General features: G+C 71.9%; 22 protein-coding genes and 1 tRNA gene. 7 read left to right on the forward strand and 16 right to left on the reverse strand.

Annotation, left to right across the window (positions count from 1 at the left end; translation table 11 throughout):
• Window positions 1–17 precede the first annotated feature (17 nt).
• From FB559_RS21470 to FB559_RS21485, 4 genes are all read right to left on the reverse strand, one after another.
• Window positions 18–629 carry an acyl-CoA-like ligand-binding transcription factor gene (locus FB559_RS21470; protein ID WP_141957298.1) on the reverse strand — a complete coding sequence of 204 codons (612 nt, stop codon included), beginning with the start codon at window positions 627–629 and terminating at the stop codon, window positions 18–20.
• Complete coding sequence (locus FB559_RS21475) at window positions 613–2,142, reverse strand: DHA2 family efflux MFS transporter permease subunit (RefSeq protein WP_221640115.1); 1,530 nt, start codon at window positions 2,140–2,142, stop codon at window positions 613–615. Before FB559_RS21475 ends, FB559_RS21470 begins: the two co-directional genes overlap by 17 nt.
• A 95-nt stretch (window positions 2,143–2,237) precedes the next feature.
• Window positions 2,238–3,080: a helix-turn-helix transcriptional regulator gene (locus FB559_RS21480; RefSeq protein ID WP_141957299.1), complete on the reverse strand. Its 843-nt coding sequence runs from the start codon at window positions 3,078–3,080 to the stop codon at window positions 2,238–2,240.
• 72 nt (window positions 3,081–3,152) lie between these two features.
• Entirely contained in the window at window positions 3,153–4,421 is a 1,269-nt protein-coding gene (locus FB559_RS21485; RefSeq protein WP_141957300.1) for an RNA polymerase sigma factor, read from the reverse strand.
• Between the two features lie 170 nt (window positions 4,422–4,591).
• On the opposite strand from FB559_RS21485, the gene FB559_RS21490 reads away from it, so the two are divergent.
• Together FB559_RS21490 and FB559_RS21495 are read left to right on the forward strand one after the other, a co-directional pair.
• Window positions 4,592–5,815 carry an MFS transporter gene (locus tag FB559_RS21490; RefSeq protein ID WP_246121862.1) on the forward strand — a complete coding sequence of 408 codons (1,224 nt, stop codon included), beginning with the start codon at window positions 4,592–4,594 and terminating at the stop codon, window positions 5,813–5,815.
• Between the two features lie 20 nt (window positions 5,816–5,835).
• Window positions 5,836–6,303 carry a group II truncated hemoglobin gene (locus tag FB559_RS21495; RefSeq protein WP_141957301.1) on the forward strand — a complete coding sequence of 156 codons (468 nt, stop codon included), beginning with the start codon at window positions 5,836–5,838 and terminating at the stop codon, window positions 6,301–6,303.
• Between the two features lie 28 nt (window positions 6,304–6,331).
• On the opposite strand, the gene FB559_RS46465 is transcribed toward FB559_RS21495, so the two are convergent.
• From FB559_RS46465 to bcp, 4 genes are all read right to left on the reverse strand, one after another.
• Window positions 6,332–7,288: a macro domain-containing protein gene (locus FB559_RS46465; RefSeq protein ID WP_141957302.1), complete on the reverse strand. Its 957-nt coding sequence runs from the start codon at window positions 7,286–7,288 to the stop codon at window positions 6,332–6,334.
• A gap of 78 nt (window positions 7,289–7,366) precedes the next feature.
• Window positions 7,367–7,888 carry a hypothetical protein gene (locus FB559_RS21505; RefSeq protein ID WP_141957303.1) on the reverse strand — a complete coding sequence of 174 codons (522 nt, stop codon included), beginning with the start codon at window positions 7,886–7,888 and terminating at the stop codon, window positions 7,367–7,369.
• Between the two features lie 104 nt (window positions 7,889–7,992).
• A tRNA-Leu gene (locus tag FB559_RS21510) sits at window positions 7,993–8,068 on the reverse strand.
• 13 nt (window positions 8,069–8,081) lie between these two features.
• Window positions 8,082–8,552, reverse strand: a complete 471-nt coding sequence (bcp, locus tag FB559_RS21515; protein ID WP_141957304.1) for a thioredoxin-dependent thiol peroxidase — start codon at window positions 8,550–8,552, stop codon at window positions 8,082–8,084.
• Window positions 8,553–8,709: 157 nt separating this feature from the next.
• Here bcp and FB559_RS21520 point away from each other — a divergent pair, with 157 nt between their 5' ends.
• Entirely contained in the window at window positions 8,710–9,006 is a 297-nt protein-coding gene (locus FB559_RS21520) for a DUF3618 domain-containing protein (protein ID WP_141957305.1), read from the forward strand.
• Between the two features lie 138 nt (window positions 9,007–9,144).
• Here the strand turns inward: FB559_RS21520 and FB559_RS21525 are convergent, their stop codons facing one another.
• Window positions 9,145–10,752, reverse strand: a complete 1,608-nt coding sequence (locus FB559_RS21525) for an acetolactate synthase large subunit (protein WP_141957306.1) — start codon at window positions 10,750–10,752, stop codon at window positions 9,145–9,147.
• Between the two features lie 89 nt (window positions 10,753–10,841).
• Here FB559_RS21525 and FB559_RS21530 point away from each other — a divergent pair, with 89 nt between their 5' ends.
• The gene (locus FB559_RS21530; protein WP_141957307.1) at window positions 10,842–11,390 is read left to right on the forward strand and encodes a helix-turn-helix domain-containing protein; all 549 of its coding nucleotides are present in this window, start codon (window positions 10,842–10,844) and stop codon (window positions 11,388–11,390) included.
• Between the two features lie 36 nt (window positions 11,391–11,426).
• Here the strand turns inward: FB559_RS21530 and FB559_RS21535 are convergent, their stop codons facing one another.
• The 7 genes from FB559_RS21535 to FB559_RS21565 all read right to left on the reverse strand — a co-directional run bounded on the left by FB559_RS21535 (window position 11,427) and on the right by FB559_RS21565 (window position 22,017).
• A complete protein-coding gene (locus FB559_RS21535) occupies window positions 11,427–14,204 on the reverse strand; it encodes a sugar-binding protein (protein WP_141957308.1) in 2,778 nt (925 codons plus the stop codon).
• A 56-nt stretch (window positions 14,205–14,260) separates the two neighbouring features.
• Window positions 14,261–15,052 carry a carbohydrate ABC transporter permease gene (locus FB559_RS21540; RefSeq protein WP_141957309.1) on the reverse strand — a complete coding sequence of 264 codons (792 nt, stop codon included), beginning with the start codon at window positions 15,050–15,052 and terminating at the stop codon, window positions 14,261–14,263.
• On the reverse strand, window positions 15,049–15,921 hold the full coding sequence (locus tag FB559_RS21545) for a carbohydrate ABC transporter permease (protein WP_246121864.1): 873 nt from the start codon (window positions 15,919–15,921) through the stop codon (window positions 15,049–15,051). The genes FB559_RS21540 and FB559_RS21545 overlap by 4 nt, the downstream gene beginning before the upstream one ends.
• A 2-nt stretch (window positions 15,922–15,923) precedes the next feature.
• Entirely contained in the window at window positions 15,924–17,267 is a 1,344-nt protein-coding gene (locus FB559_RS21550; RefSeq protein WP_246121866.1) for an ABC transporter substrate-binding protein, read from the reverse strand.
• A 94-nt stretch (window positions 17,268–17,361) separates the two neighbouring features.
• Entirely contained in the window at window positions 17,362–18,483 is a 1,122-nt protein-coding gene (locus FB559_RS21555; RefSeq protein ID WP_141957312.1) for a carbohydrate kinase family protein, read from the reverse strand.
• A 142-nt stretch (window positions 18,484–18,625) separates the two neighbouring features.
• Entirely contained in the window at window positions 18,626–19,822 is a 1,197-nt protein-coding gene (locus tag FB559_RS21560) for an amino acid deaminase/aldolase (protein WP_141957313.1), read from the reverse strand.
• An 83-nt stretch (window positions 19,823–19,905) separates the two neighbouring features.
• Window positions 19,906–22,017, reverse strand: coding sequence for a hypothetical protein (locus tag FB559_RS21565; RefSeq protein WP_141957314.1), 2,112 nt, complete (start codon window positions 22,015–22,017; stop codon window positions 19,906–19,908).
• 268 nt (window positions 22,018–22,285) lie between these two features.
• Here FB559_RS21565 and purU point away from each other — a divergent pair, with 268 nt between their 5' ends.
• Genes purU through FB559_RS21580 form a run of 3 tightly spaced genes read left to right on the forward strand, consistent with a single transcriptional unit; the run spans window position 22,286 to window position 24,346 of the window.
• Window positions 22,286–23,131 carry a formyltetrahydrofolate deformylase gene (purU, locus tag FB559_RS21570; protein WP_141957315.1) on the forward strand — a complete coding sequence of 282 codons (846 nt, stop codon included), beginning with the start codon at window positions 22,286–22,288 and terminating at the stop codon, window positions 23,129–23,131.
• A 46-nt stretch (window positions 23,132–23,177) separates the two neighbouring features.
• Window positions 23,178–23,780, forward strand: a complete 603-nt coding sequence (locus FB559_RS21575; RefSeq protein WP_141957316.1) for a DUF6286 domain-containing protein — start codon at window positions 23,178–23,180, stop codon at window positions 23,778–23,780.
• 11 nt (window positions 23,781–23,791) lie between these two features.
• Window positions 23,792–24,346, forward strand: a complete 555-nt coding sequence (locus FB559_RS21580; protein ID WP_141957317.1) for an Asp23/Gls24 family envelope stress response protein — start codon at window positions 23,792–23,794, stop codon at window positions 24,344–24,346.
• The last annotated feature ends 3 nt before the right edge of the window (window positions 24,347–24,349 follow it).

Consider the following 24,349-nt stretch of genomic DNA (forward strand, 5'->3'; position numbering starts at 1 on the left):
GGAAGACAAGGTCGAGGTCAGTCCTCGCGCAGCGGCAGGCCGGTCTCGAGCTGGGCGAGCGAGCGGTCGAGTTCGGCCGGGATGTCCATGTCCGGCTCCTGGGCCCAGCGGAACATCACCTCCACCATGACGCCGAACACCGCGCCGCTGAACGTGCGGACCGCGATGTCGTCCCTGGGGCGGCCCTGACGCGTGGCCACCAGCTCGGTCAGCATCCGCAGCGTCTCGATGAGGTTGGCCAGGTTGGCGCCCCAGAGTGCGGGCACGGACAGGGTGAGCAGGATGCGTTCGCGCTGCAGGGCGAGCTCGGCGGCGGACATACCGGCGAAGATCTCGCGCAGGGCGCCCCGCAGCACCGGGACCGGCCCCAGCCCGGATGGCTGCGCGCGGAAGGCGGCGATCAGCATCGGGTCGTACTCATCGGAGGTGACCAGGTCCTCCTTGGTCGGGAAGTAGCGGAAGACCGTGCTGGGGGAGACCTCGGCCGCCTCGGCGATCTGCTCGACCGTGGTGTCGTCATAGCCCTGGGCACGGAACAGGCGCACCGCGTGCTCCTGGATGGAGGCCCTGGTCCTGGCCTTCTTCCGCTCCCGGAGTCCGGGCCGGTCGTCCTCAGACAGCTGCCTCATGCTCTGATTCTGGCCGCTCGGACCCAATGGTCCCAACCTCGGGCCGAGCCGGCAGGAGGAGGGCGAGCAGTGCGCCGAGCACCCCGAGCCCGGCGCACACGACGAGCAGCGCGTCCATGCCGTGTACGTACGCGGCGCGCACGGAGCCGGCCAGCGCCGCCGATCCCGCGTCATGCGCGACGGCGAGTCCGCCGTAGACGCCCTCGCGTACGGCGTGCGCCGCGGCGGGCGGCAGTCCGCCGAGGTCGACGTGCCCGCGGTAGCCGGCGTTGAGGACCGAACCGAGGATCGCCGCCCCGAAGCTGCCGCCGACCATGCGCACGGCCTGGATGAGCGCGGACCCGACACCACTGGACTCCTCGCCCAGCGTGCCGATGGCCGCGTCCATCGCGACCGGCATCACGAATCCCAGCCCGAGTCCCGCGACCGTGATCCACGCGGCGGCGAGCCCGTATCCGCTGCCCGCCGAGGTCGTGGCGCCGGCGAACATGCCGGCCGCCATGAGCGCGAACCCGAGACAGGCCGCGCCACGCGCGCCCGCACGTACCGCGACCCGGTCGGCGACCACGGCGCCGGCCAGCATTCCGCCGATCATCGGAAGCAGCCGCACGCCGCCGCCCATCGCGTCGGCGCCGAGGATCGCCTGGAAGTACTGCGGCACCGCGAAGAGCACGCCGAACATCGCGAAGCTCACCGCCGTGCTCAGCAGCGTGCCCACGGTGAACGGCGCCGAGCGGAACAGCGTGGGGTCGACCAGCGGCTCACGGGCGTGACGCTCCCAGACCCCGAAGCAGGCGACCGCCGCCGCGCCGCCCAGGAGCGGGCCTGCGGCGGTCGGGTCTCCCCAGCCGTACTGGCCTGCCTGGATCACGCCGTAGGTGAGGGCGGCGAGGCCGGCGCTGGAGGTCGCGATGCCGGGTACGTCGATCCGGCGCGGGTGCGCGTCGCGCGACTCCGGCAGCCACGCGACGGTCGCGGCCAGGGCGAGGACCACCACGGGCACGTTGATGAGGAAGACCGAACCCCACCAGAAGTGGCCGAGCAGCCAACCGCCGAGGATGGGCCCGACCGGGTACCCGAGCATCGTGGCGGCCATCACGGTCGCGATGGCCCGCCGCCGCTCCTCCGCCGCGAACAGCGTGGGAACCACCCCGAGCACCATCGGCAGGATCACGGCACCGCCGAGCCCGAGCACCGCACGCGCGGCGACGAACGCACCCGCCGACGGAGCGTACGCGGCGGCGAGGGAACTGGCGCCGAAGACGACCAGGGCGATGAGCAGCATTTTCTTGCGGCCGAACCGGTCGCCGAGCATGCCGCCCGGGATCATCGCGGCGGCGAACACCAGCGTGTAGGCGGCGACGAACCACTGGAGCTCGGAGGTGGAGGCGTGCAGGCCGGTGGCCAGGGCCGGCAGCGCGAGGCTGAGGATCGTCACGTCGAAGCCGACGGCCAGCACCGCGAGCACCAGCGCGCCGACCGCCCACCATCGGCGGGCACCGAGGAGCGGCATGAACTCAACTTCCGTTTAGAAGTTAACTCGTAAATAGGAGTCTACTCCCAAAATTTCCGGACGAGGAGGCCCGATGCGCGAAGACGAGGCGTTCGCTACGGAGCCGGTCGGGTGAGCGGAAGCCGCTCACGGGTCGGCTCATCCTGCGGCGTGTAGATCCGGAAGCGCAGCCCGGCAGCGACCGGGCTGGTCAGCTCGGTCGCGGTGAAGGTCAGCTCCCCGGCGACGGGATGCCGGAACCGGAGCGTACGGTCCGTCGGCTCCGCCACCTCGTGCCGGGCCCAGAGCTCGGCGAACTCCGGGCTGAGCTCGAGCAGGCGGCGGATGTCCTCCTCCCACGACGGATCGCCCACATGCCGGCCGTACCCCGAGCGGAGCCGCGCGACGAGATGGGAGACCTCCTGGTCGTAGTTGAGAAAACGCTCGCGCGCACGCGGCTCGGTGACGCAGCACCACAGGAGGTTTTTGTGCACGCAGGGCAGGCTGTGCCACTCGGCGAACAGGGCCAGGTGCCCCTCGTTGGACTCGATGACGTCGAAGCGGCTGTTGACCAGCGCGACGGGCAGCGGGTCCAGACCGTGCAGGATGTCACGCAGCACCTCGGGCACGGCGGTGGAGTCGGCCCAGGTGCGGACCGGAGTCGCCTCGGCGAGCCGGTAGAGGTGCTCGCGCTCGGCGCGGTCGAGCCGCAGCGTACGGGCGACGGCGTCGAGCACCTGGCCGCTCGCGTTGATCGGGCGTCCCTGCTCGAGCCAGGTGTACCAGGTGATCCCGACGCCGGCCAGCAGCGCCACCTCCTCGCGGCGCAGCCCGGGAGTGCGGCGGCGCGGCCCCGGAGGAAGGCCGACGTCCTCGGGCGACAGCCGCCCCCGGCGGGCCTTCAGAAAGCCGCCGAGCGCGGCACGGCGCGACCTGGTGTCCGTGTCGGTCGTGGTCACGGGCCGGTCCCCTCGCCGATTGGTCAAGATGGCGACCATGCTCCCCGGCGCGGCCACGCACCGACTGCAACACTAGGCGCCGGGTCGGACATTTCCATCGGAACGATCGGCGAGGTCACCGGCACGGCCCTCGAGGTAACGCTTCTCGGGGGTGCTCGTCGCGTACCGCGCGGCGGTGCGGTAGCTCTCACGTGCGTCGTCCGGCCGGTCGGCCATCTCGAGCAGGTGGGCGCGTACGGCGTGGAGCCGGTGGTGGCGTGCCATGCGTTCGTCGGTCTCGAGCGGGTCGAGGGCCTCGAGCCCGGCCTTCGGGCCGTGCACCATGGCGAGCGCGACGACCCGGTTGAGCGTGACCATCGGGCCCGGCGCGAGGGTCTCCAGAACCCGGTAGAGCGCGAGGATCTGCGGCCAGTCGGTGTCCTCGGCGCTCGCGGCCTCATCGTGGATCGCGGCGATCGCCGCCTGGATCTGGTACGGGCCGAGAGTGCCGCCTTCCGGCAGCGTTTCGGTGACGATGGCGACGCCCTCGGCGATGAGTTCCTGCTTCCAGCGGCCGCGGTCCTGTTCCGCCAGCGGGACCAGGGAGCCGTCCGGGCGGGTACGCGCGTCGCGGCGCGCCTCCGTGAGCAGGATGAGCGCCAGCAGCCCGGCCACCTCGCCGTCCTCGGGCAGGAGCCGCCGCAGCAGGCGGGTCAGCCGCAAAGCGTCACGGGTCAGGTCGTGGCGCTGGAGCCAGGGCCCGGCGGTGGTGGTGTGCCCCTCGTTGAGCATGAGGTACAGCGCGTGCAGCACCGCGCGCAGGCGCTCCGCGCGCTCGCCGGGCGGCGGCATCGTGAACGTCGCGCCGGCCTTGCGGATGCTCTGTTTGGCGCGGCTGATGCGCTGCGCCATGGTCGCCTCGGGTACGAGGAACCCACGGGCGATCTCGGCCGTGGTCAGCCCGCCCACCGCCCGCAGGGTCAGCGCGATCTGTGAGGGTGGCGAGAGCGCCGGATGGCAGCACAGGAACAGCAGCGTGAGGGAGTCATCGCCGCTGCCCGGCTGGTCGGCCGGGGGCGCGACTCGCAGGGACGGCGGCGTGGCCAGCAGGTCGGTGTCCTCGCGGCGGCGCCGGGCGCTGTCGCTGCGGATCCAGTCGACCAGCCTCCGGGTGGCGACGGTGACGAGCCAGCCGTGCGGATTGTCCGGGACGCCCTCTTCGGGCCACTGGGTGGCGGCGGCGAGCAGCGCCTCCTGCACGGCGTCCTCACAGGCGTCGAGGGCACCGTACCGGCGCATGAGCGCGCCGAGCACCTGTGGCGTCAGGCGGCGCAGCAGGTCTTCCAGGGGCTCGGCGCTCACAGCGCGACCTCGCGCCGTCTGTTGCGGATGTGACTCACGGCCGGGCCTCCTTCCCCTGACGCGCGTGAGACTACCCCGAGGTCACCGCCGGGGCGGACGGTAACGTGGGGCCGGGGCGGGGGCCCCAGGCCGCACTCGCCGCGTGCGGCGCCTCGGGGGGAGGGTCTTCGGTGACGGCGTGGCGACCGGCGCTCCCATGGAACGTACGGTCGGCGATCGGGGTGACCTGCGTGGCGTTCGCCTTCTGCGTCGTCATGCTCGGCACCACCCTGCCCACGCCGCTGTACCCGCTCTACCAGCAGCGTCTGGGCTTCGGCGACATGCTGACGACGGTCATCTTCGCGGTGTACGCGGCCGGCGTGATCGCCGCGCTCCTGCTCTTCGGCCGCGCCTCGGACCTGCTGGGCCGCCGCCCGATGCTGCTGGCCGGCCTGACGCTCTCGGGGCTCAGCGCGGCGGGCTTCCTGTTCGTGGGGGGCCTTCCCGTACTCCTGGCCGCCCGGTTGCTGTCGGGGCTCTCCGCCGGACTGGTCGCGGCGACCGCGACGGTGACCCTGGTCGAACTCCTTCCGCCGCGGCGCTGCGCCGGCGCGGCGTTGCTGGCGGCGGCGGTCAACATGTTCGGGCTGAGCTGCGGGCCGCTGCTGGCCGGACTGCTCGCCCAGTACGCGTCCCGGCCGCTGGAGCTGCCCTTCGTCGTGGACCTGGTGCTCGTGGCGGTGGCGATGTTCGCCGTGATGCTCGCACCGGAGACGGTGTCCAGCCGGCGTACCGCCTTGCCGCGCCCTCAGCGGCCCGGGGTCGCTGTGTCCGCGCGTGCCGCGTTCGTACCCGCGGCCATCGCGGTCTTCGCCTCGTTCGCCGTCTTCGGCCTGGTGGCGGCGATTGAGCCGGGCATCCTGGCGACCGTCCTTCACCTCCCGGGCCGTGCACTGGCCGGCATGGTCGTCTTCGCCATGTTCGCCTCATCGGCCTTCGCCCAGATCGGCCTGGCCCGGGTGCCGGTACGCCTCGCGCTGCCGATCGGCTGCGTGATCCTGATCGCCGGTCTGGCCGCCATCGCCGCCGCGCTCCTGGAGGGCTCGCTGGCCCTTCTCGTCCTCGGCACGGTCACCGTCGGGGTCGGCCAGAGCCTCAGCTTCCGCGCGAGCGTCGCGGCGATCACCGCGGCGAGCCCCGCCTCCGAACGCACTCAGACGGTCGCCAGCCTCTTCGTCGTGGCGTACGTGGGAGTCTCGCTGCCCGTCATCCTGGTCGGCCTCGCCGTCACACCGCTGGGGTTGCGCAACGCCGCCGTCGCCTTCACGTGCGTGGTCGCGGCCCTGTCGGCGGCCGCCCTGGTGATCGTGCTGCGGCTCGGGCACCCGCGGAGCCGCCCGTCCGGCGCCGGCTGAGCCGGGCGTACTCTCAGACGATGGCGCGACCATCGATCTTCGCGTTCGCGGGCGGAACGCCCGCGTTCCTCGCCCTCGCGACCGCCCACCACGAACGCTGCTTGCGGGATCCGGTGCTGAGCCATCCGTTCTCCCACCCGGGTCATCCCCAGCATGTGCAGAGGCTGGCGAGCTACTGGGCCGAGGTGTTCGGTGGTCCTGACCTGTACTCCCGTTCGTGCGGCGGCCATTCGGCGATGCTCGGGATCCACGCCGCCCAAGGGGCGGAGACCGACCTGGGGCAACGCTTCGTCACCTGCTTCGTCCAGGCGATCGATGACGCGGGCATGCCGGGCGACGCCGACCTCAGGGCCGCCCTGCGGGCGTACATGGAATGGGCCGTGGACGAGGTGATGTCCTACTCACCTCGCGGATCCCGCGTCGCGAGTGGCCTGCCCGTCCCTCACTGGTCCTGGGATGGCCTCCAGACCCCGGAGCCCGGGACGTAGCCGGGCGGGAGTGCCCCGCGTCGCGGACTCACCCACCGGTTGCCCGGGTGCGGTACCAGGTGGACAGCGAGGTGAGGACGGCCTGCAATGTGCCCTGCTCCAGCGCCTGGCCGATCGTCCCGTCGCAGAAACGCTCGCCGCGTACCGTCGCGGTGGCGATGCGGATGGCATCGGCCGGAGGCAGCACGCCATCGTCGGGCACGGTTAGGGGATATTGATCCATCCAGGGGTAGGCCGGGGTGACCGCGCCCACGTCGACGAGCGCGCGGCGGGCGCGCTGGACCCGTTCGCCGTAGACCGGATAGCCGACGGTGATGACGCCGTCCGGCCGTTCTGTCGTCGGCGTCCAGTGAAAGTCGCCATCGGCCTGCGGCAGGGCGGCGAACTCGCCGGCGACGGCCACCAGCCGGCCCCAGGCATCGGCCCCCTCGGCCGTGGTGTCCAGCTGTGCCAGCAGCGTGGAGTCGGCGGCACGTGACGTGGATCGAGCGAGCTCGGCCGCCAGCAGGTCACGGGTCGTCTCGTCAAAGGCGATGAGCCTGACCTGCCGTACGGAGGTCGATGCGGACGCGATGGCCGAAACCGCGACCCGAGCCGCCTCCTCGGCCGGGAACCCATGCACGCCGGTCGCGATGGCGGGAAACGCGATGCTGCGCACGCCCAGCTCGTCGGCGAGCCGGAGGCAGCGGCGATAGCAGGAGGCCAGGACATCGGCCTCGCCGTGTGCGCCGCCCTCCCAGCGGGGGCCGACGGTGTGGATCACATGCCGGACCGGGGGACCGAGGTCGAACGCCGGTGTCGCCCGAGCGTCACCCGGAGGGCAGGGGCCGATCGCCGCTCCCGCTTCGGCCAGCCGCGGACCGGCCGCGCGATGGATCGCGCCGTCCACCCCGCCACCACCCATCAGCGACTCGTTCGCCGCGGTGACGACGGCATCGGTCTGTTCGCGGGTGATGTCGCCGAGGACCACCTCTATCGCTGCCATACCGTCGATGATGCCTGCACCAGAGGGCCTGATGCCCCGCCGGCGAAGGCGACATCACGCGAGCGCGCCACATCCGGTTCACCAACGGACCGGCCGGGGCCAGGAGGTGGTGGCCGTACCGGCCGTCCGGAGTTGCCGGTCGCAGGCTCGCACAAGCAGGTGGCCGGGGCCGTACGCGTGAACCGCGTCATCGCGAAGGGCTTCGAACTCGGCGGACGCGTTCTCGAGCATGCCCGCCACCGCGGACCACATGGCCGTCTCGAACCGGCTGTTGAGCGCGATCTCATGCGTGTTCGGGAGGTGATCGGCACAGGCCGCCGACACCTGCTGGGTGAGGAGGAGTGCCTCGCCGACCTGTCCGCTCCGTCCCAACGCGTGGGCAAGAGCGGTGCGGGCGGCGAGGGTGCGATGGTCGCCGGCTCCGAGCAGCTGTTCGTGATCGGAGACGACAGACTCGAGGTACGGGAGGCCGGCGGCCGAATCGTCCGCGAGGAAGAGCCAATAGGCGAGATTGCGGCGCGCATCCATCACCAGTTCCCGCTCGGAGGGAAAAGGGCGGTGGCGTCCGCGTCGAACTGCCGAAAGAGCCGGACCGCGCATGACGCACCTTCCTCGGTGCCTGGCCGGATGCGTCCGTCCCCCGACCTCGGGGGGCGGGCTCCCGCGTCGGGGGACTCCGGGGGTCGCCCCCCGGGCAGGCACAGTGGGGCCGGTGGGATTCGAACCCACACTGGCGCGATCCTAAGTCGCGTGTCTCCTGCCTGATTGGACTACGGCCCCTCGTACGGGCGAATCAGATGCCGAGCTCCCGCAGGACGCGTTCGACGTGGCCCGTCGCCTTCACGTTGTAGAAGGCCTTTTCGACCTTACCGTCGGCGTCCACGATGAACGTCGAACGGATCACACCCACGATGGTCTTGCCGTACAGCTTCTTCTCGCCGTACGCGCCGTAGGCATGAAGGACCTTCGTGTCGGCGTCGGAGAGCAGGGGGAAGGCCAGGCTGTCGCGCTCGCGGAACTTCGCCAGCTTCGAGGGCTCGTCGGGGGAGATGCCCAGCACGGCGACGTCGGCCGCGTCGAGAGCCTTGAGCTGGTCCTGGAAGCCGACCGCCTCTTTGGTGCAGCCCGGAGTCATCGCGGCGGGATAGAAGTACACGACCACGCGCCGTCCGCGGTAGGACGACAACGAGACGGGCTTGCCGTCCGCGTCGGGGAGGGTGAACTCCGGGGCCGCATCCCCGGGTTCGAGCCGCTGTTCCGTCACGGGACCACCTTTCCGTCGAGGCTAGGCCAACCCTACTCGTCAGGATCCCTCCGCAATGGGATCGGGTACAGAGTGGTCAGGAAGCGGTGTCGCGGGATTGTTCCTGACACACTGATCGAATGCGTTCGCCCGTGAGCCGCAGGAGGTTCGACACGTGATGGCCGACAAGACCCGCGACCCCGCGGCGATAGAGCGCGAGATCGAGCGCACGCGCGAAGAACTCGCGCGCAGCATCGACCTGCTTGCCGAGCGCTTGAGCCCCAAGCGCGTCGCGCAGCGTGGGACGGCCAAGGCCAGGGAAGAGGCCGGCCACGTCGCCTCGGACATCCGGGCGATGGTCCGCCGCGAATCCGCGGAGCGGATGAGCCCGCTCACCGGCCCGGTGCTGATCAGCGCCGGCCTGCTCGTCACCGGTGTCGCCGTACGGCTCCTTCTGCGCAGACGCCGCACGTGACATCGATGCCACGGGTTCCTGCCGTGGCGTCGGCAAGGACAGGTCGGGTTTCGTAGGTCACAAGGTGAGGGACGCCGTGCCGGTCGAGACGGTGATGTCACCGAGCCGGACCGAAGGCGGCGAAGAAGGCCGTGGACGTTATCCGAGCACGGCCTCGATCAGATGTGGCCCCGGTGTGGCCAAGGCCGCGGCGAGGTGCGTGCTGAGTTCCTCCGCGGTCGTGGCCTTGGTGGCGGGAACGCCCATTCCCGTGGCGAGGGCGACGAAGTCCAGGTTCGGGTTCGACAGGTCGAGCATGCGTGCGGACGCGCCGCCGGTCGTCGCGGCACCGACCCGTTCGAGTTCCGCGCGCAGGATCGCGTATGACCGGTTGTTGAGGATGATCGTGGTGATATCGAGGTGCTCGCGGGCCTGGGTCCACAGTGCCGGCAGCGTGTACATGGCGCTGCCGTCGGCCTCCAGACAGATCACTGGCCGCTCCGGGCGCGCGATGGCGGCGCCGACTGCGAGCGGCAGGCCCTGGCCGATCGCCAGCCCGGTGAGGCCGAGCAGGTCGTGGGCGGGCGCGCCGGCGGTCGCGGCGGGCAGCGTGCCCATGCCTGCGGTGATCGACTCGTCGCACACGATCGCGTTCTCCGGTAGCAGCGCGCCGACCACCTCGGCCCAGGTCCGGTTCGTCAGCGGGCCGGTGGGCATCGCCGGCCGGGCGAGCGTCGCGGGCACCGGCGCGATGTCCGGGGCGACGATCGCGGCCAGCCTGGTCAGCGTCGCGATGATGTCGGCGCCCATCCGGTGCACGCGGGCGCCGGGTGGGGTCAACGCCCCGGACCGGCCTGGATAGCCGAACGACGTCACCGGGGGGCGGGCCCCGGCCAAGATCAGATGCCGCACGTCGCGTAGTTGACCAACGACGTCCTCGCCGCGGTAGGCGAATGGCTCGACCGCCGGGATGCCGGCTCCCCGGCGCCAGCGGGCGGGCCAGGTCGGGCAGAACAGGCGCGTCCCGGTGGCGCGGGCGATGCGGTCGGCGGCACGCAGGCCGGCCTCGCTCAGCGCCGCGCCGTCCAGGACGAGCGCCGCGGGCTCGCCCGAGCGCAACACCGCGGCCACGGTTCGGAAGGCGTCGGCCCCGATGGCCGCGGGTACGGGGGCCGGCACCGGGTCCGCCGGCCGGGCTCCCGGCGACCAGGAGGCGTCCGCGGGCACGATCAGCGTCGCTACCGAGCCGGAGGTTCCCGTGCGGTCCGGGGCGTCCAGGTCCCCGGCATCCAGGTCCGGGGCATCGCGGGAGACGCCCATCGTCGCCGCGACGGCCGCGGCGGCGTCAGGGCCGAGGTCGTCGGCCGAGCCGGAACGGCGTACCCAGGAGGAGACCGACCGGGCGAGCGCGTCGATGTCGGACTGCAGAGGAGAGTCGAGCTGCTGGTGATCGGTGGCATGATCACCGACGATGGCGAGGACCGGGGAGTGCGCGCGTCGGGCGTTGTGCAGGTTGGCGATGCCGTTCGCCAGGCCTGGGCCGAGGTGCAGGAGGGCTGCGGCCGGGCGGCCGGCCATCCGTCCGTACCCGTCGGCGGCGCCGGTGGCGACCCCCTCGTGCAGGCAGAGAACGCCGCGCATCGCCGGGAGCGTGTCGAGGGCCGCGACGAAGTGCATCTCGGACGTACCCGGGTTGCCGAAGCAGACCTCGACGCCGCTGGCCACCAGGGTTCGTACCAGGGCGTGCGCCCCGTTAAGGTCGCTCACAAGACTCCATCTGTTTATTATTTCGTCTGAATGTTCAGTTTACCGAACAATCAGTGGGCCGGCCGACTCGCAAGAGGGGGGATTCGCGCATGACGTCACCGGTGGAAGCCATCGCCCACGCGGTACGACGTGAGCGGATGCGCATCGGCGTTTCGCTGAGCGAGCTCGCACGCCAGGCCGGCCTGAGCAAGGCGACACTGTCCCAGCTAGAGGCCGGTTCGGGAAACCCTGGCGTCGAAACCGTGTGGGCGCTCAGCGTCGCGCTCGGCGTGCCGTTCAGCCATCTGGTCGCCCCGCCGACCCCGACCGTCCGCATCGTGCGCGCCGGAGAGGGCTTCACCACCCGCGCCGAGGACGCCGACTACACGGCGACACTGCTCGCGGCATGCGCCCCCCGCACCCGCGCCGACATTTACCGCATCACCGCCCGCCCTGGCCGCGCGCGCCTCTCCGAACCCCACTTGCCCGGCACCCTCGAACACGTGATCGTCACGGACGGCCGCGCGGAGGCCGGGCCACCTGACGGCCCGATCGCCCTGGGGCCGGGCGACTACGTCAGCTACCCCGGGGACCTTCCACACGTGTTCCGTGCCCTGACACCGGACACGCGCGCCATCTTCGTCCTCGAACAGTCCTGAACCAACCCGGGCCTATCGACACCGGTGCCCCAGCCCTCAGCCGAGACCGGCGGCGATGCTCGTGGTGCCGCCCTTCCCGGCGGCGAACGCCACGGCCAGAGTGCCGCTCGTACCGGGGACGGTGACGGTGTGCGTCCCGGCGCCGAGGTCGACGGTCCGCCGGCCGAGGATCTCCCCGTCCCAGACATAGGCGTACGCGACCCCGGGGCCGGTGGCACGGAGCCGGAAGGTCACCGACCCGTCCTTGACCGTCGGCCGGCCGGCGATCCGTACGGTGTCGGACGCGGGCGCCGCCGGTCCGGCGGCGAGCGGGACGTGTGTCGCCGCGGCCTGGATGATCGACTGCGGGGAGTTCACCGACAGCGCGGCGGTCTTCGGCATCACCGGTGGAGGCGCGGTGGTGGGCCGGCCGGGCGGCGGGGTGTAGCCGGGCAGGGTGGCCAGGCCCCAGCGGTACGGGTCGCCCTGTACGCCGCCCCAGGTCGACCAGCCGATGCGGGTCTGGCCGGTCCTGTCGGTGGTGTCGGAGTCGTAGACGAAGATGTCCATCGCGAGCCGTGACGGGTCCACGGCGGCGGGCAGGTCGGCGAGCGGGATCTTCGTCTCGACCGTGTAGCCCGCGTACGGCGACGGCACCGACGAGGCGACCTCCATGCCCGGCGCCGTCTCCGCACCCGGGCCCTGGTGGTTGTCGGCGTCGCGTTCGAAGCACGGGCCGCCGCCCGCGGTGAACGGGAGGATGCCGGTCTTGAACGTCGTCGAGGTGTTCTCGGCGTCACCGCGCGGGTCGAGCCCGATCTCCACCGAGTCCGTGCGCCAGTGCCGCTTGCAGTCGGCCGGGTCCAGCGCGCTTCCCTGCTTGCCGTCCGTGACCTGGACGAGCACGTAGAGGGCGTCGTCGTACCAGGTCACCTTGCCGGTGGCCGAACAGTCGGCGGCCGACGCGCACGGCGTGCCCTCCCACAGCCGCGACAGGTCCAGCGGCGGTCCGGGGTACTCACCGGAGGAGTCGAGGCCGTCCACGGCCGGGGCCCTGACGGCCTGCGGGATCGCGGTCCGCGGTACGAGCTCCAGCGCGGCGTTCGAGACGTCCGTGGCCGCACCCTGCGTCGTCGTGCTGATCGTGTAGTCGTAGTCGCCGGCGGTGCCGCCCTGGTTGGAGGTCGGCAGCGACGTGTCGGTGTCGCGCACGGTGAAGGTCACCGAGCCGGTCTGCCCGGCGGCCAGGTCGTACGGCTTGCTCGCGGCGTCGGCGGTGAACCCCTTCGGCAGGTTCAGCGACACGGTGCCCTGGTGGGCCTGGTCCGTGGTGTCGGTGAGATCCACCCGCACCGTACGTGAGCCGCCGGACGCGAGGGTGAGCACCCGCTTGACCCGGCCGGAGAGCTGCTGGACCCCCTCCGAACGGGCCCACGCGTCGAAGTCGGACACCCGCGGCAGTGGCTGCTGCACGCCGGTGACGGGGTTCTCCACCTCGACGGCGCGGCCGGTCGTCCCGCTGCCGTGCCGGGTGGTCACGGTCGCGCCGATGCGTGCCCGGCCGGCGGTCGCGGCCGGGGTGACCGTGAACTTCGCGGTGCCGTGCCGTACGTCGCCGGAACCGGTGGCCTTCCAGCCGGAGGGCAGGCTCAGCCCGACGTGGCCCGCGGGAGCGTGCGCCGTGACGGTGAAGGGCTCGGCGGCGGCCATGTCGAAGCCGCTCGTGGTCAGGTAGAACTCGGTGCCGAGCGGCAGGCCACCGGCGGCCGGGTAGACCGCGCCCTCGAGCGCCGCGGCCGGGTCGTGGTTCCCGCGCGTGAACGGCACGCGGCTGTCCACCTGGGTGAGGTAGTCACAGCCGATCTTGTTCGGGTCGCCGGGAGCGTCCGGGTTGTTCGCCCAGCCCTGGCTGGCGTAGAAGCGGCTCGCCTCGGCCTCGATCTGCGCCCAGGTCTTCCCCTGGCGCGAGGCACGTCCGGCCCAGACGCCGTACACGTCGGCACTGGCGTCCGTGGGGGTGAACGTCGACTCGCACGCCGGTCCGGTGCCGCTCTTCACGAGGTGTTCCTGGTGGAGCAGGCGGGCGGCGCGCCAGGTGCGCAGGTGCTCCTTGCCGAGCTGCTCGGGGAAGGCCTTCGGGTCGGCGGCCAGGTAGTACGCCTCGACCGCGAGGCGGCCCGCCTCCTGGTGGTTGCCGTGCTGGCTCGGAATCGGGGACGGCGTCATGGTCGTGATGACCTTCGGCCGTGTCTCCCGTACGAGACGGACCACCTTGGCGAGCGTGGAGTCGTGGTCCCACACGTCGCGGGTGAGCTGGTCGCTGACGGTGTAATAGAAGTCCGCCTTGTCGAGATAGTCGATGTCGGTGATGCCAGCGGCGGCGACGGCCTTACGCTCCTCGGCCTCCCGGAGCAGGCCCAGAGCTGGCCCCTCCTCCGTGCCGACCGCGTTGCCGCCGCCCTCGCCGCGGGTGATGGTCAGCACGCCGGTCCGGATGTGACGCTGCTCGTTCCACTGGCCGAACGTGGACAGGTCGCTCGACTCGTCGTCGGGATGGGCGCCGACGAACAGGACGTCCAGGCCCGTCGGCCGGGGACCGCGGGCGTCCGGCGCGTGCGTGCGCCGCGCGGCCGCGTCCGCGGTGGCCGTCTCTGGGAGAGAGCCCGGCCGGCCGTGCGCCGGCTGGTCGTACGCGCTCTTGATCGGCGCGATCCTGCCCGGCCCGGCCTGCGGCGACTGCGGGTGCCGGGCCGAGGACGGCGGCGCTGCGGCGGGAAGGAGAGAGAGGACCATGCCGGCGGCGAGCACCATCGGCGATACGAGTCCGCCGCGCATCGACCTCAACTCCTCCAGGCGATCAAGGCTCGACCGATTGAGCGTACGTTTTCCCCTTATTCCTTGATAGCCCCCGAAAGCATCCCGGCGATGAAGTGCCTCTGGAGGAACACATAGACCAGGACGACCGGTGTGGCGACGATCAGCGCGCCGGCCATCAGCAACGGATACTCGGTCTGGTGCTGGCCTTGGAAGACGGACAGGCCGAGCGGTGCCGTACGGCGGTCCTCGTTCGCGTTGATGATCACGAGGGCGAGCAGGAACTCGTTCCAGGTCCACATGGCGATCAGCACGATCATGGTGAGGATCGCGGGACGGCCGACCGGCACCAGCACCCGGCGCAGCGTGGTCCAGCTCGACGCCCCGTCGATGCGCGAGGCCTCGACCAGCGAACGTGGCGCCGACCGGAAGTAGGCGCGCATCCAGAAGACGCCGAACGAGACCGACTGGGCGATCTGCGGCAGCATCAGGCCCGGCAGGGTGTTGTCCAGGCCGACCGAGCGCAGGTCGAAGTAGAGCGGGATCACGATCGCCTCGGTGGGCACCATGAGCCCCGCGAGGAACACGTAGAACAGCGTGGTCGCGCCGCGGAACTCCATGGTGCCCAGGGCGTACCCGGCCAGGATCGACAGCACCGACGCGACCACCACGACGACGGTGACGACGATGAGGCTGTTGGTCAGATACCTGGCGAAGTGACCGCGCCGCCATGCCTCGGTGAACGCTCCGAAGGTCGGGTGCGACAGGCCGATCGCCTGCTCGGCGACGGCGAGCAGGGGGAAGACGGCGATCACCGCGAACAGGCCCAGCACGGCGTACGTCGTGAGGCGCTCGGTACGGGAGGTCATGGGCGGCCCTCGACGACGCGGTTGATGACGGCCGTGACCACGAAGACGATGATCGCGATCGTGATGCCGATCGCGCAGGCCAGCCCCACCTCTCCGGTGTTGAAGGTGCGGTTGTAGACCTCGTACGCGGGCACCTTGGTCGCGTTGCCCGGCCCGCCGCCCGTCGTCAGGTAGATCAGGTCGAAGTTGCGCAGCGCGGCGACCGTGGTCAGCGTCAGCGCGATGGCGAGTTCGCGCCGCAGTCCCGGCAGTGTCACGGCGAAGAACTCACGCACGGCCCCGGCGCCGTCGACGCGCGCGGCCTCGTACAGCTCCCGTGGGATCTTCTGCACGCCGGCCAGGAACAGCACCATGGCCAGCCCGATCTCCACCCACGTGCCGATGAGCCCGACGGACGGCAGCGCCCACGTGAAGTCGCCGAGCCAGCCGCGCGTGAGGCCTCCCAGGCCGGCGAACCGCAGCGTGCCGTTGATCGGGCCGTGGTCGGAGTAGATCCACTGCCAGGCCACCGCGACCGCCACCATCGCCACGACCTGCGGCAGGAACAGGACCGTACGGAAGAACGTCATGCCGCGCGGCCGTGAGCGCGACATCGCCGACACCAGTACGAACGCGATGCAGCAGGGCAGGATCGCGTAGAAGAACAGCAGCACCACGGCGTGCCAGAAGGACCCGCGCAGCTGCGGGTCGCTGATCGCCTGCCGGTAGTTCCCGAGACCCGCCCAGGTGCCGACCGTGAGGCCGTCCCAGCGGAACAGGGACAGGTACGCGCCGTGCAGCAGCGGCCAGAGCAGGAACGCCGCGTAGACCACGAACGCCGGCAGGACGTACAGGTAGCCGATGCGCCGTGGTTCGCCCGGGTGACGCACGCTCACTTCTTGGCCAGGAAGGCGGCGTAGTCGCGCTGGGCGTCCCGCATGCCCTCCTGCGGCGTCTTGCGGCCGGCGATGATCTCCTGCAGCGCGGCGCCGAGGGTGTCGAGGAAGGTCGTCGTGGAGTAGTCCAGGTACGGGACGAGGATGTCGTCGTCGCTGGCGACCCGGTACGCGCCGAACACGTCGCGCCCCACCGGGGTGGCGGGCTCGGCGCTCGCCGGCTTGGCCGCGGCCAGCCCGCCCGTCTGGGTGACGACGTCCATGGCCTGCGGCGTGGTCATGAAGTCGAGGTACGCCGCGGCGACGTCCGGATGCCGGGACTTGGACGTGATCGCGAGCGGCAGCCCCGGCCCGCCGAGCGTGGAGGGCTGCCCCTGGCCCACGTTCGCCGGCGGCGGCAGCATGAAGCGGACCTTGGCCCCCATCTTCTTCTCCAGGTCCGCGGCGAACCACGGGCCGCCGATGAGGAACACTCCGTCGCCCTTGGCGAAGGCGGCCGGTGAGTCGTTGTACCTGCCGGCGTTGGCGGTCTTGGGGAAGTAGCCGTTCTTGGCCCAGCCGGCGAGTTCGCTCGCGGCCGCCACCACGGGCGCGTCGGTCCAGGCGCCGCCCCGGCCGAACACCAGGTTCCGCAGCGCGCCCTTGTCGGCCGTCTGGCCGAGGAGCACGCCGAACTCATGGATCGCCGGGAACTTCTCCAGGTTGGCGAAGTAGATCGGGGTCTCGCCCTTGCTCTTGGCCAGCGCCAGGTCCTGCTCGAACCGCACCCACGACGCCGGTGCCGGTACGCCGAGCTTGGCCAGCTTGTCGGTGTTGTAGTAGATGCCGACGGCCTCACCGGTCATCGAGACGCCGTACAGGCTGCCGGAGCCGATCGTCTTGCCGTCCGGTGTGACGCTGTTGAGCTGGGAGACCCCGGCGGGGAAGCGTTTGCGGAAGCCGTACACCTTGTCGTAGCCGTCGAGGGAGGCGAGCGCACCGGCCTTGACCAGCGCGGCCATGATGCCGTAACCCTGGTTGGCCTCGACCACGTCGGGCGGGTTGTCGCCGGACAGGGCGAGCCGCAGCGTCTTCTCCAGGTCGCTGAACGACCGCGAGACGCGCTTGATCGTGACGTTCGGGTACTCGGCGTGGAAGGCCGCGTTGAGCTTTTGCATCTGCTCGTTCTGGCCGCCGAGGACCTCCTGGTCCCAGACGGTCAGTGTCACCGGTCCGGCCTTCGCGATGTCGGTGCTGACCGCGCTCGGGGGTTTTTGCGTCGGTCTGGCGTTGCCCGAACCGGGGGCACAGGCGGACACGGCGACCAGCGCCGCGGCGAGGACCATGATCGGTTTCCGCATAACGGGCTCCTTTGCCATGGGGGCGCGCGCTATTCAAGATCCTCATGGCAGTGTCCGCGTTCGTTACGGAGCGGTCCAGTGGTGCGGGCGGGTTTTACCAGGCTCCGCGTACGGTCGGCTCGGCGCGGGCGACCGACTCCGGCGCGGCCTCGGGGATGTAGGGGACGATGAAGGCGTACTCGCGGAGGATCTCTTCGGGCAGCTCACCGGCCTCGCCGAAGGCGGCGATGTCACCCCAGCAGGGCGAGCCGAGGGACCCGCTGTGGTGGCGGACGGACAGGCCGGCGCACAGGTTGGCGAAGCGGAGCCGCTCCAGCAAGGGCCAGTCGGCGAGGGTGCCGTAGACGAAGGCGGCGCCGAAGACGTCTCCGGCGCCGGTGGGATCGAGTGCCTCGATCGGCAGCGCTGGGGCCGCGGCGCGCTCGCCGGTGATCGCGTCGACCGCGATGGCACCCTGGGCGCCGCGCTTGACCACGACGACGGGTACGCGCTCGGCCAGCGCGTCCAGGGCGAGCTCCGGCGTGGACGTACGGGTGTACGCCATGGCCTCGATGGAGTTGGGGAGGAAGACGTCGACCAGGCCGAGCCGGTCGAGGACGTCGGTGGACCAGGTCTCGGTGGGGTCCCAGCCGACGTCGGCCACCACGGTCGAGCCGTCACGGCGCATCGACTCCGCCCAGGTCGGGATGGGCCGGTCGAGGTCGAGGAAGCAGGTGCGCGCCGCGGGCGGCCTGCCGATGAACTCCTCCGGGAGCGCCGGCATGGGCCGGTGGTAGGTCACCATGCTGCGGTCGGAGTCATAGGCGAGCGACACCGTGACGGGCGTGGGCCAGCCGGGCAGCCTGCGTGAGTGGTCCAGGCCCACGCCCTCTTGCTCGGACAGGGTGCGCCAGAGGTAGGACCCGAACATGTCGTCCCCGAAGGCGGCGGCCAGGCCGACGTTGAGCCCGAGCCGGCTCATGGCGACCGCGATGTTGGCGATCCCGCCGGGCGCCGACCCGAGACCATCGGTGACCAGCTCGGTTCCGGGCGGTGGCAGGCCGGGCAGCCCGGTGAAGATCATGTCCATGAAGACGGTGCCGGCGAGGAAGACGTCGAGGCCGCCGTTGCCGGGATGCAGCAGATGACCGGCCGCACCGCGTTCGGCGCAGGGGTCACGCAGCAGTGGCTCGGGTGCGCGGCCGGGCGGAGCGACCCCATTTTCGGCATGACCCATGGTGTCTCCCCACCGGGCCGGATTCCGGACTGAGCTATGACCATACGCGCCATGGCAAGCCGCCCAGCGGCCGTCGGCTCGGAGCCCCGCGGGCATTGACCGATCGGGCGGGGTTCCCGGCCTCTTCGGTACAGGCCGCCGGTCAGAGGAAGGTCTTGGCCTCGCCGCGGTAGGTGGGGACGGTGCCGGCGACGCGGTCGCCCTCGATCAGGTGGAGGTGGGCGAAGCGCTCGCAGAGTTCGCCGGCCTTGGCGTGCCGGAAGTAGACGCGGTCGCCGATCTCGAGCTTGTCGGCGGCGCTGCCGATCAGCGGCGTCTGTACCTCGCCCGCGCCCTCTTTGGGGTCGAACCGCAGGCCGGGCGGCAGGAACGGCTGCGGCATGCGGCTGCGGTCGCCGATCCCGGAGGCGAGGTAGCCCCCGCCCAGCACGGTGACCACGCCCGGGGCCGGCCGGCGTACGACGGGGAGGGCGAACAGGGCGGCCGGGCGGCCGGAGAAGTTGGTGTAGTGGTCGAACAGGACGGACTGGTACAGGCCCGATCCCGCCGCCACCTCCGTCACCGCGACCTCGGCCGCGGTCTTCTCCACGCTGCCGGTGCCTCCGCCGTTGACGAACTCCAGGTCGGCCTCGGCACGGACCGCCTTGACGATCGCGGCGCGGCGGCGGGCCAGCTCGACGCGCGACTGGGCCTGGACGAAACGGACGGCGCGCGAGAACAGCGGCTTGCCCGGCGGGTTGTCGCCGACTCCGGCGATCTGCGACTCGTACGCCATCAGCCCGACCAGCCGCAGTCCGGGCCGCCGGCCGATCTCGTGGGCGAGCGCGGCGGCCTCGTCGGCGGTACGCACGGGGGAGCGGAGCACGCCGATGCGTACCCGGCCGCCGGCGGTACGCCACGCGGCGTCGATGTCGATGCAGACACGTACGGGCCGGTCGAGGTCCGAGCCCTTGGCGCAGCTCTCGATGAGGTCGAGGTGGGCGATGGAGTCGACCATGACCGTGACCGTCGCGACGGCCCGCTCGTCGCGGGCGAGCTCGCCCAGCGCGGTGCGGTCGACGGTGGGGTAGCCGACCAGGATGTCGTCGCTGAGCCCCTCGGAGGCGAGCCAGAGCGCCTCGGGCAGCGTGAACGCCATGACGCCGCCGAAGCCCTCCATCGCGAGGACCTCTTCGAGCAGCGCACGGCATCGAACCGACTTGCTGGCGACCCGGATCGGCTTTCCTCGCGCCCGGCGCACCAGGTCGGCGGCATTGGCGCGGAACGCCTCCAGGTCGACGATGGCGAACGGCGGCTCCAGCTGAGCCGTCGCCAGGTCGTATCGCTCCCGCAACGTCATCCCCGCAGCGTGCCACAAATCCATCGAATATGAAAAGTGTTCACGTAACAGGAGGCCCCGGCTCCTGACCTCGGATGAGGGACTCAGCCTTCGGCGGGGCGCATCGGCAGGGCGGGGGCCGGACGGGCGGTGGACTCCAGGGCGCCGGCGCCCTGCGGCTCGGGCTCGTCGGCGGCCTGCAGGGCGAAGATCGCGGCGGCCAGAGCCAGCGGCACCGCCACGGCCAGCGCCAGTGCCGGGACCGCGACGCCGGAGTCGTTCACCGCCCCGCCGACCAGCGCCGTGACGAACGCCCCGGAGAGCCCGGCGCGCAGCATCGGCGCGCGTTCGTACGCGAGGACCAGCCCGGCGGCGCCCGCGCGGCCGGGCCGGTGCAACACCAGGAGGACGAACAGGAACCCGGCCACCACCACCGGCATGAGCGTCAGGTTGCCGAACGTGTGCATCATCGCGGTGAACTTGCGTTCCAGCCACGGCAGGGAGTCGCCCTCCACGAGCTGGTCGAAGAACCGGCCCATGTGGGTCTGCTCGGCCGGCGGGCGCAGGTGGTCGATGTACGCGACGCCGAGGACGATCGCCATCCCGGTCGCGCGCAGCAGTTGCAGGCGGAGGAACGACACGCGGCGGCCGGCGACCAGCAGGGCGGTCGTCGCGAGACCCGGTACGAAGGCGATCAGGCCGCCGAAGTCGCTTCCCCACGCCGTCCAGCTGTCCAGCAGCGCCGCGGTGATGGTCATGACGAGCACCGCCGCCACCGCCGGCCGGCGACCCCAGCGGGGCGAGATCCACTGCGCCACTCCCGCCGCGGCCAGCAGCGTCGAGGTGGCCAGGACCGCGAACGCGATGTTCCCCATCCCGTAGTAGCGCCCGCCGACGAGCGGCGAGTAGCCCATGAGGCTGTTCAGCTGAAGGTCGCTGCCGGTCAGCAGGTCGATGCCCAGCACGGCGGCGGTCACCGACGCGATGGCCGTGCCCGGCCCCAGGATGGTGCGCCGCCACGGCCCGCTCACCGCGAGGGCGACCACCAGCAGGTCGCACGCCGTGATGCCCGCCACCAGCCACGGGAGCGGGTGCGACCGGTGCCACCACGGCATGACGTTGACCAGGTACGTCGAGACCGGGGCCGCGGCGGCGACCAGGGCGGTGACGCGGGTGGCGGCCAGGATCCGGCGGCGACGGCGCGGGGACCACCGCAGCCGCAGCGCCAGCGCGGCGGCCGCGTACAGGAGGATCTGGCTGATCACGAACCCGGCGAAGAACCGCGGCAGCAGCCGCCGCTGGGTCTGCGCCGCGACGTCCTGGGAGGACAGGTCCGCGACGGAGGCGAGCAGCGCCGGCCGTACGGCGTCCGGCAGCAGCGGCGTGCCGATCAGCTGCGCGGGCGCCGGTATCCCCGCCGAGGTCAGCAGGGTCGCGGTCAGATCCGGGAGGATCACCATGTTCGCGCGCCGCGTGGAGTCCGAGCCCAGATACCGCCCGGCGGTCCCCGGCCCGGTCGCCAGGACGAGCCGCAGGTGCGGGGTGCGGCCGTGGTCGGAGACGCCCGCCACCACGACGTCGCTCCCGGCCGGGACACGGGCGAGCACCGACCCGACCACCGCGTCCGCCCGGCGCGCGGCCTCCCTACGCGCGGAGCGGCCCACCTGGCCGGCGTCGACGACCGTGACCGGGCATCGCGCCCAGCCGGAGAAGGCGGCGGCCGAGGGTGCGTACAGGTCGACACGTCCGGAGGTGTCGGCGGCGGCCAGGGCCGCCCCGGCGCCCACGGCGGACGTGCAGCCGCCCGAGCGGTGCACGGCGTCGCCCAGCAGGCCCACCGGCCCGAACCCCTTGTTCATCCGGCGGATCTCGGCGACCTCACCGACCACGGCGCCCTCGCCGTCCGGCGTCACGCTGACCGGCCTGTCGCAGTACGGACCGGCGGCCGACCGCGCGCCCGCCGAGATCGTCACCCAGCCGTCCGCCGGGCAGGTCAGGCGGCCGACCGCGCGTACCGACAGCAGCCCGGCCGCGGCGCCCTGCGCGAGGCGCCACAGGTTCGGCGTGGCCGACGGGCTCACGTCGCTCCACTCGAGCCCGGGTACCCCGATGAGCACGGCGTGTCCAGGCGGAGGCGACGCCGAGGCCGGAGGACAGGAGGCGCAGCTCAGGCCCGCGCCGATGAGTGCCAGTACGGCGGCGATGCGTTTCAGCAACGATCGTCTCCCAGCCGTGAGTACGCGACATGGCGCGGGCGATGATGCCCGCCGGCCGAGTCGCCCCCGCGCCGGGCGAGTTAAATGCTCTCGTCGGCCCGGTGAAGTATGGACGGTGCCCGGGGGACGCACCGCCCGCCCGAGCCGCCTGTCGCCAGTCCTTTGCCCGTTGCTGGCACGCGGCGGAGGGAACTCCCGTGGCCTGCGGAGCAGTACCGAACGTCATGGGATGGTCACAGGTCCGGTAAGTCCCCCGTAGGCTCGTGTCATGACGGAGTACGTACTGACGCTGTCGTGCCCCGACCGTCCGGGCATCGTGGCGGCGGTCTCCGGGGTGCTGGCCGAGCGTGACTGCAACATCGTGGAGAGCCAGCAGTTCGGCGACCGCGGCACCGGGCGGTTCTTCATGCGGACGCAGTTCGACGCGCCGGAGGGCCTGGGCGACGCCCTGACCGAGGCGTTCACCGTCCTCGGACCGGAGTTCGCGCTGGACTGGCACCTTCACGATCTCGCCGTACGCTCCCGCGTGCTGATCCTGGTCTCCAAGTACGGCCACTGCCTGAACGACCTGCTCTACCGCCAGCGCTCGGGCCTGCTCGGCATCGAGGTCGTGGCGGTCGCCTCGAACCACCCCGACATGCGGCCGCTGACCCAGTCGTACGGCATCGACTACCACCACCTGCCGGTCAGCGGGCAGAGCCGTCCGGCGCAGGAGGCCGAGATCCTCGCGCTGGTCGAGCACTACCAGGCGGATCTCGTCGTGCTCGCCCGCTACATGCAGATCCTCTCGGACGACCTGTGCGGCAAGCTCCCGGGCCGGATCATCAACATCCACCACTCGTTCCTGCCGAGCTTCAAGGGCGCCAAGCCGTACCACCAGGCACACGAACGCGGCGTCAAGCTCATCGGCGCCACCGCGCACTACGTGACCCCGCACCTGGACGAGGGACCGATCATCGAGCAGGAGGTCGCGCGCGTCGACCACACGCACGGGCCGGCCGAGCTGATGGCGGTGGGCCGCGACATGGAGTGCCTCGCGCTGGCCCGCGCGGTCCGCTGGCACGCCGAGCACCGCGTACTGATCAACGCCGACCGGACCGTGGTGCTCCGCTGACCTGCCGACGGCGGCCTCACCCGGCCGGACATGGTCTAATACCACGGTGCGTGATCGACTCGTTGCGACAGGTGAGGTCCAGGACCGCTCCGACGGCTGCCGTGCGGCAGTGCGTGCCTTCCGGCCACGCCGGGTGCTGCCGGCGAGCCTGGCCGCCTCGCTGCTGACGGTCGCCGGCGCGATCGTCGCCGCGCAGGTCATCTCGGCCCGGCTCGGCCATCCGGTCCTCCATCCCGAGATCACCGTGCGGTTCCTGCACACGCTCACCTGGAGCGATCCGGAGCTGATGGCCGCCGGCGGCGGGCTGCTGCTCGCCGGCCTGTCGCTCGTCCTGGCCGCGGTGCTGCCCGGGCGTACCGGAACGGCGCCGCTGGCCGGCGACGACCCGAGGTTCATCACGGGGCTCGGCCGGTCGTCACTGCGGGCGGACCTGCACTGCACCGCCCTGGCGGTGGCGGGCGTCCACACCGCGACCGTGCGGCTCCGTGGACGGCTGCGGCCGCGGGTGGAGATCCGCGCCGTCACCGATTTCCACAACGCGGGAAACCTCGGAGAGCTGGTCGCCGACGCCGTACGCGACCGGCTGGAGGACCTGGATCCCGTACGGGTTCCCCAGGTCGCCGTGCGCGTCGCCTGCCGTAAGAGCTGAAGGGAAGAACGATGTGGAACCGCGTCTGGCTGGCCCTGACCGGCCTGGTGCTACTGGTGGCCGGGGGTACGACGCTGGCCGGCGGCCTCGGTGCGTTCGGGCCCGACCGTCCCGTGGTCACCGGGGCGATGTCACAGAAGATGGCTGAAAACCCGTGGTTCTGGCCGGCGGTGGCGGCCTGCGCCCTCACCGTCGCGGTGCTGGGCACCGGCTGGCTGGCAGCGCAGTGGCGGTCCCGTACGCTGCGGCGGCTCGCCATGGGCGACGCGCGCGCCGGGGCGACCCGGATGGCCGCCCGCGTCGCGACCCGTGCGATCTCGGCGGACGTCACGTCTTATCCGGGAGTGCGCCGGGTACGGACCCGGCTCTCCGGTAGCGCCCGCCGCCCCTCGGTACGCGTACGGGTGATGTGCGACGCCGAGGTCGACCTCGGCGAGCTCGCGTGGCGGATCCGCGACGACGCGATGGTCCGGCTGCGGACCACGCTGAACCGCGAGGACCTCGGCGGCGTCGTGGACTTCCGGATGAAGCGTGAGATCCCCGCATGGGAGCGCCGCGTAGTGTGACGT

Source organism: Actinoallomurus bryophytorum (genome assembly GCF_006716425.1).
In the GTDB taxonomy this organism is placed as follows: Bacteria; Actinomycetota; Actinomycetes; order Streptosporangiales; family Streptosporangiaceae; genus Actinoallomurus; species Actinoallomurus bryophytorum.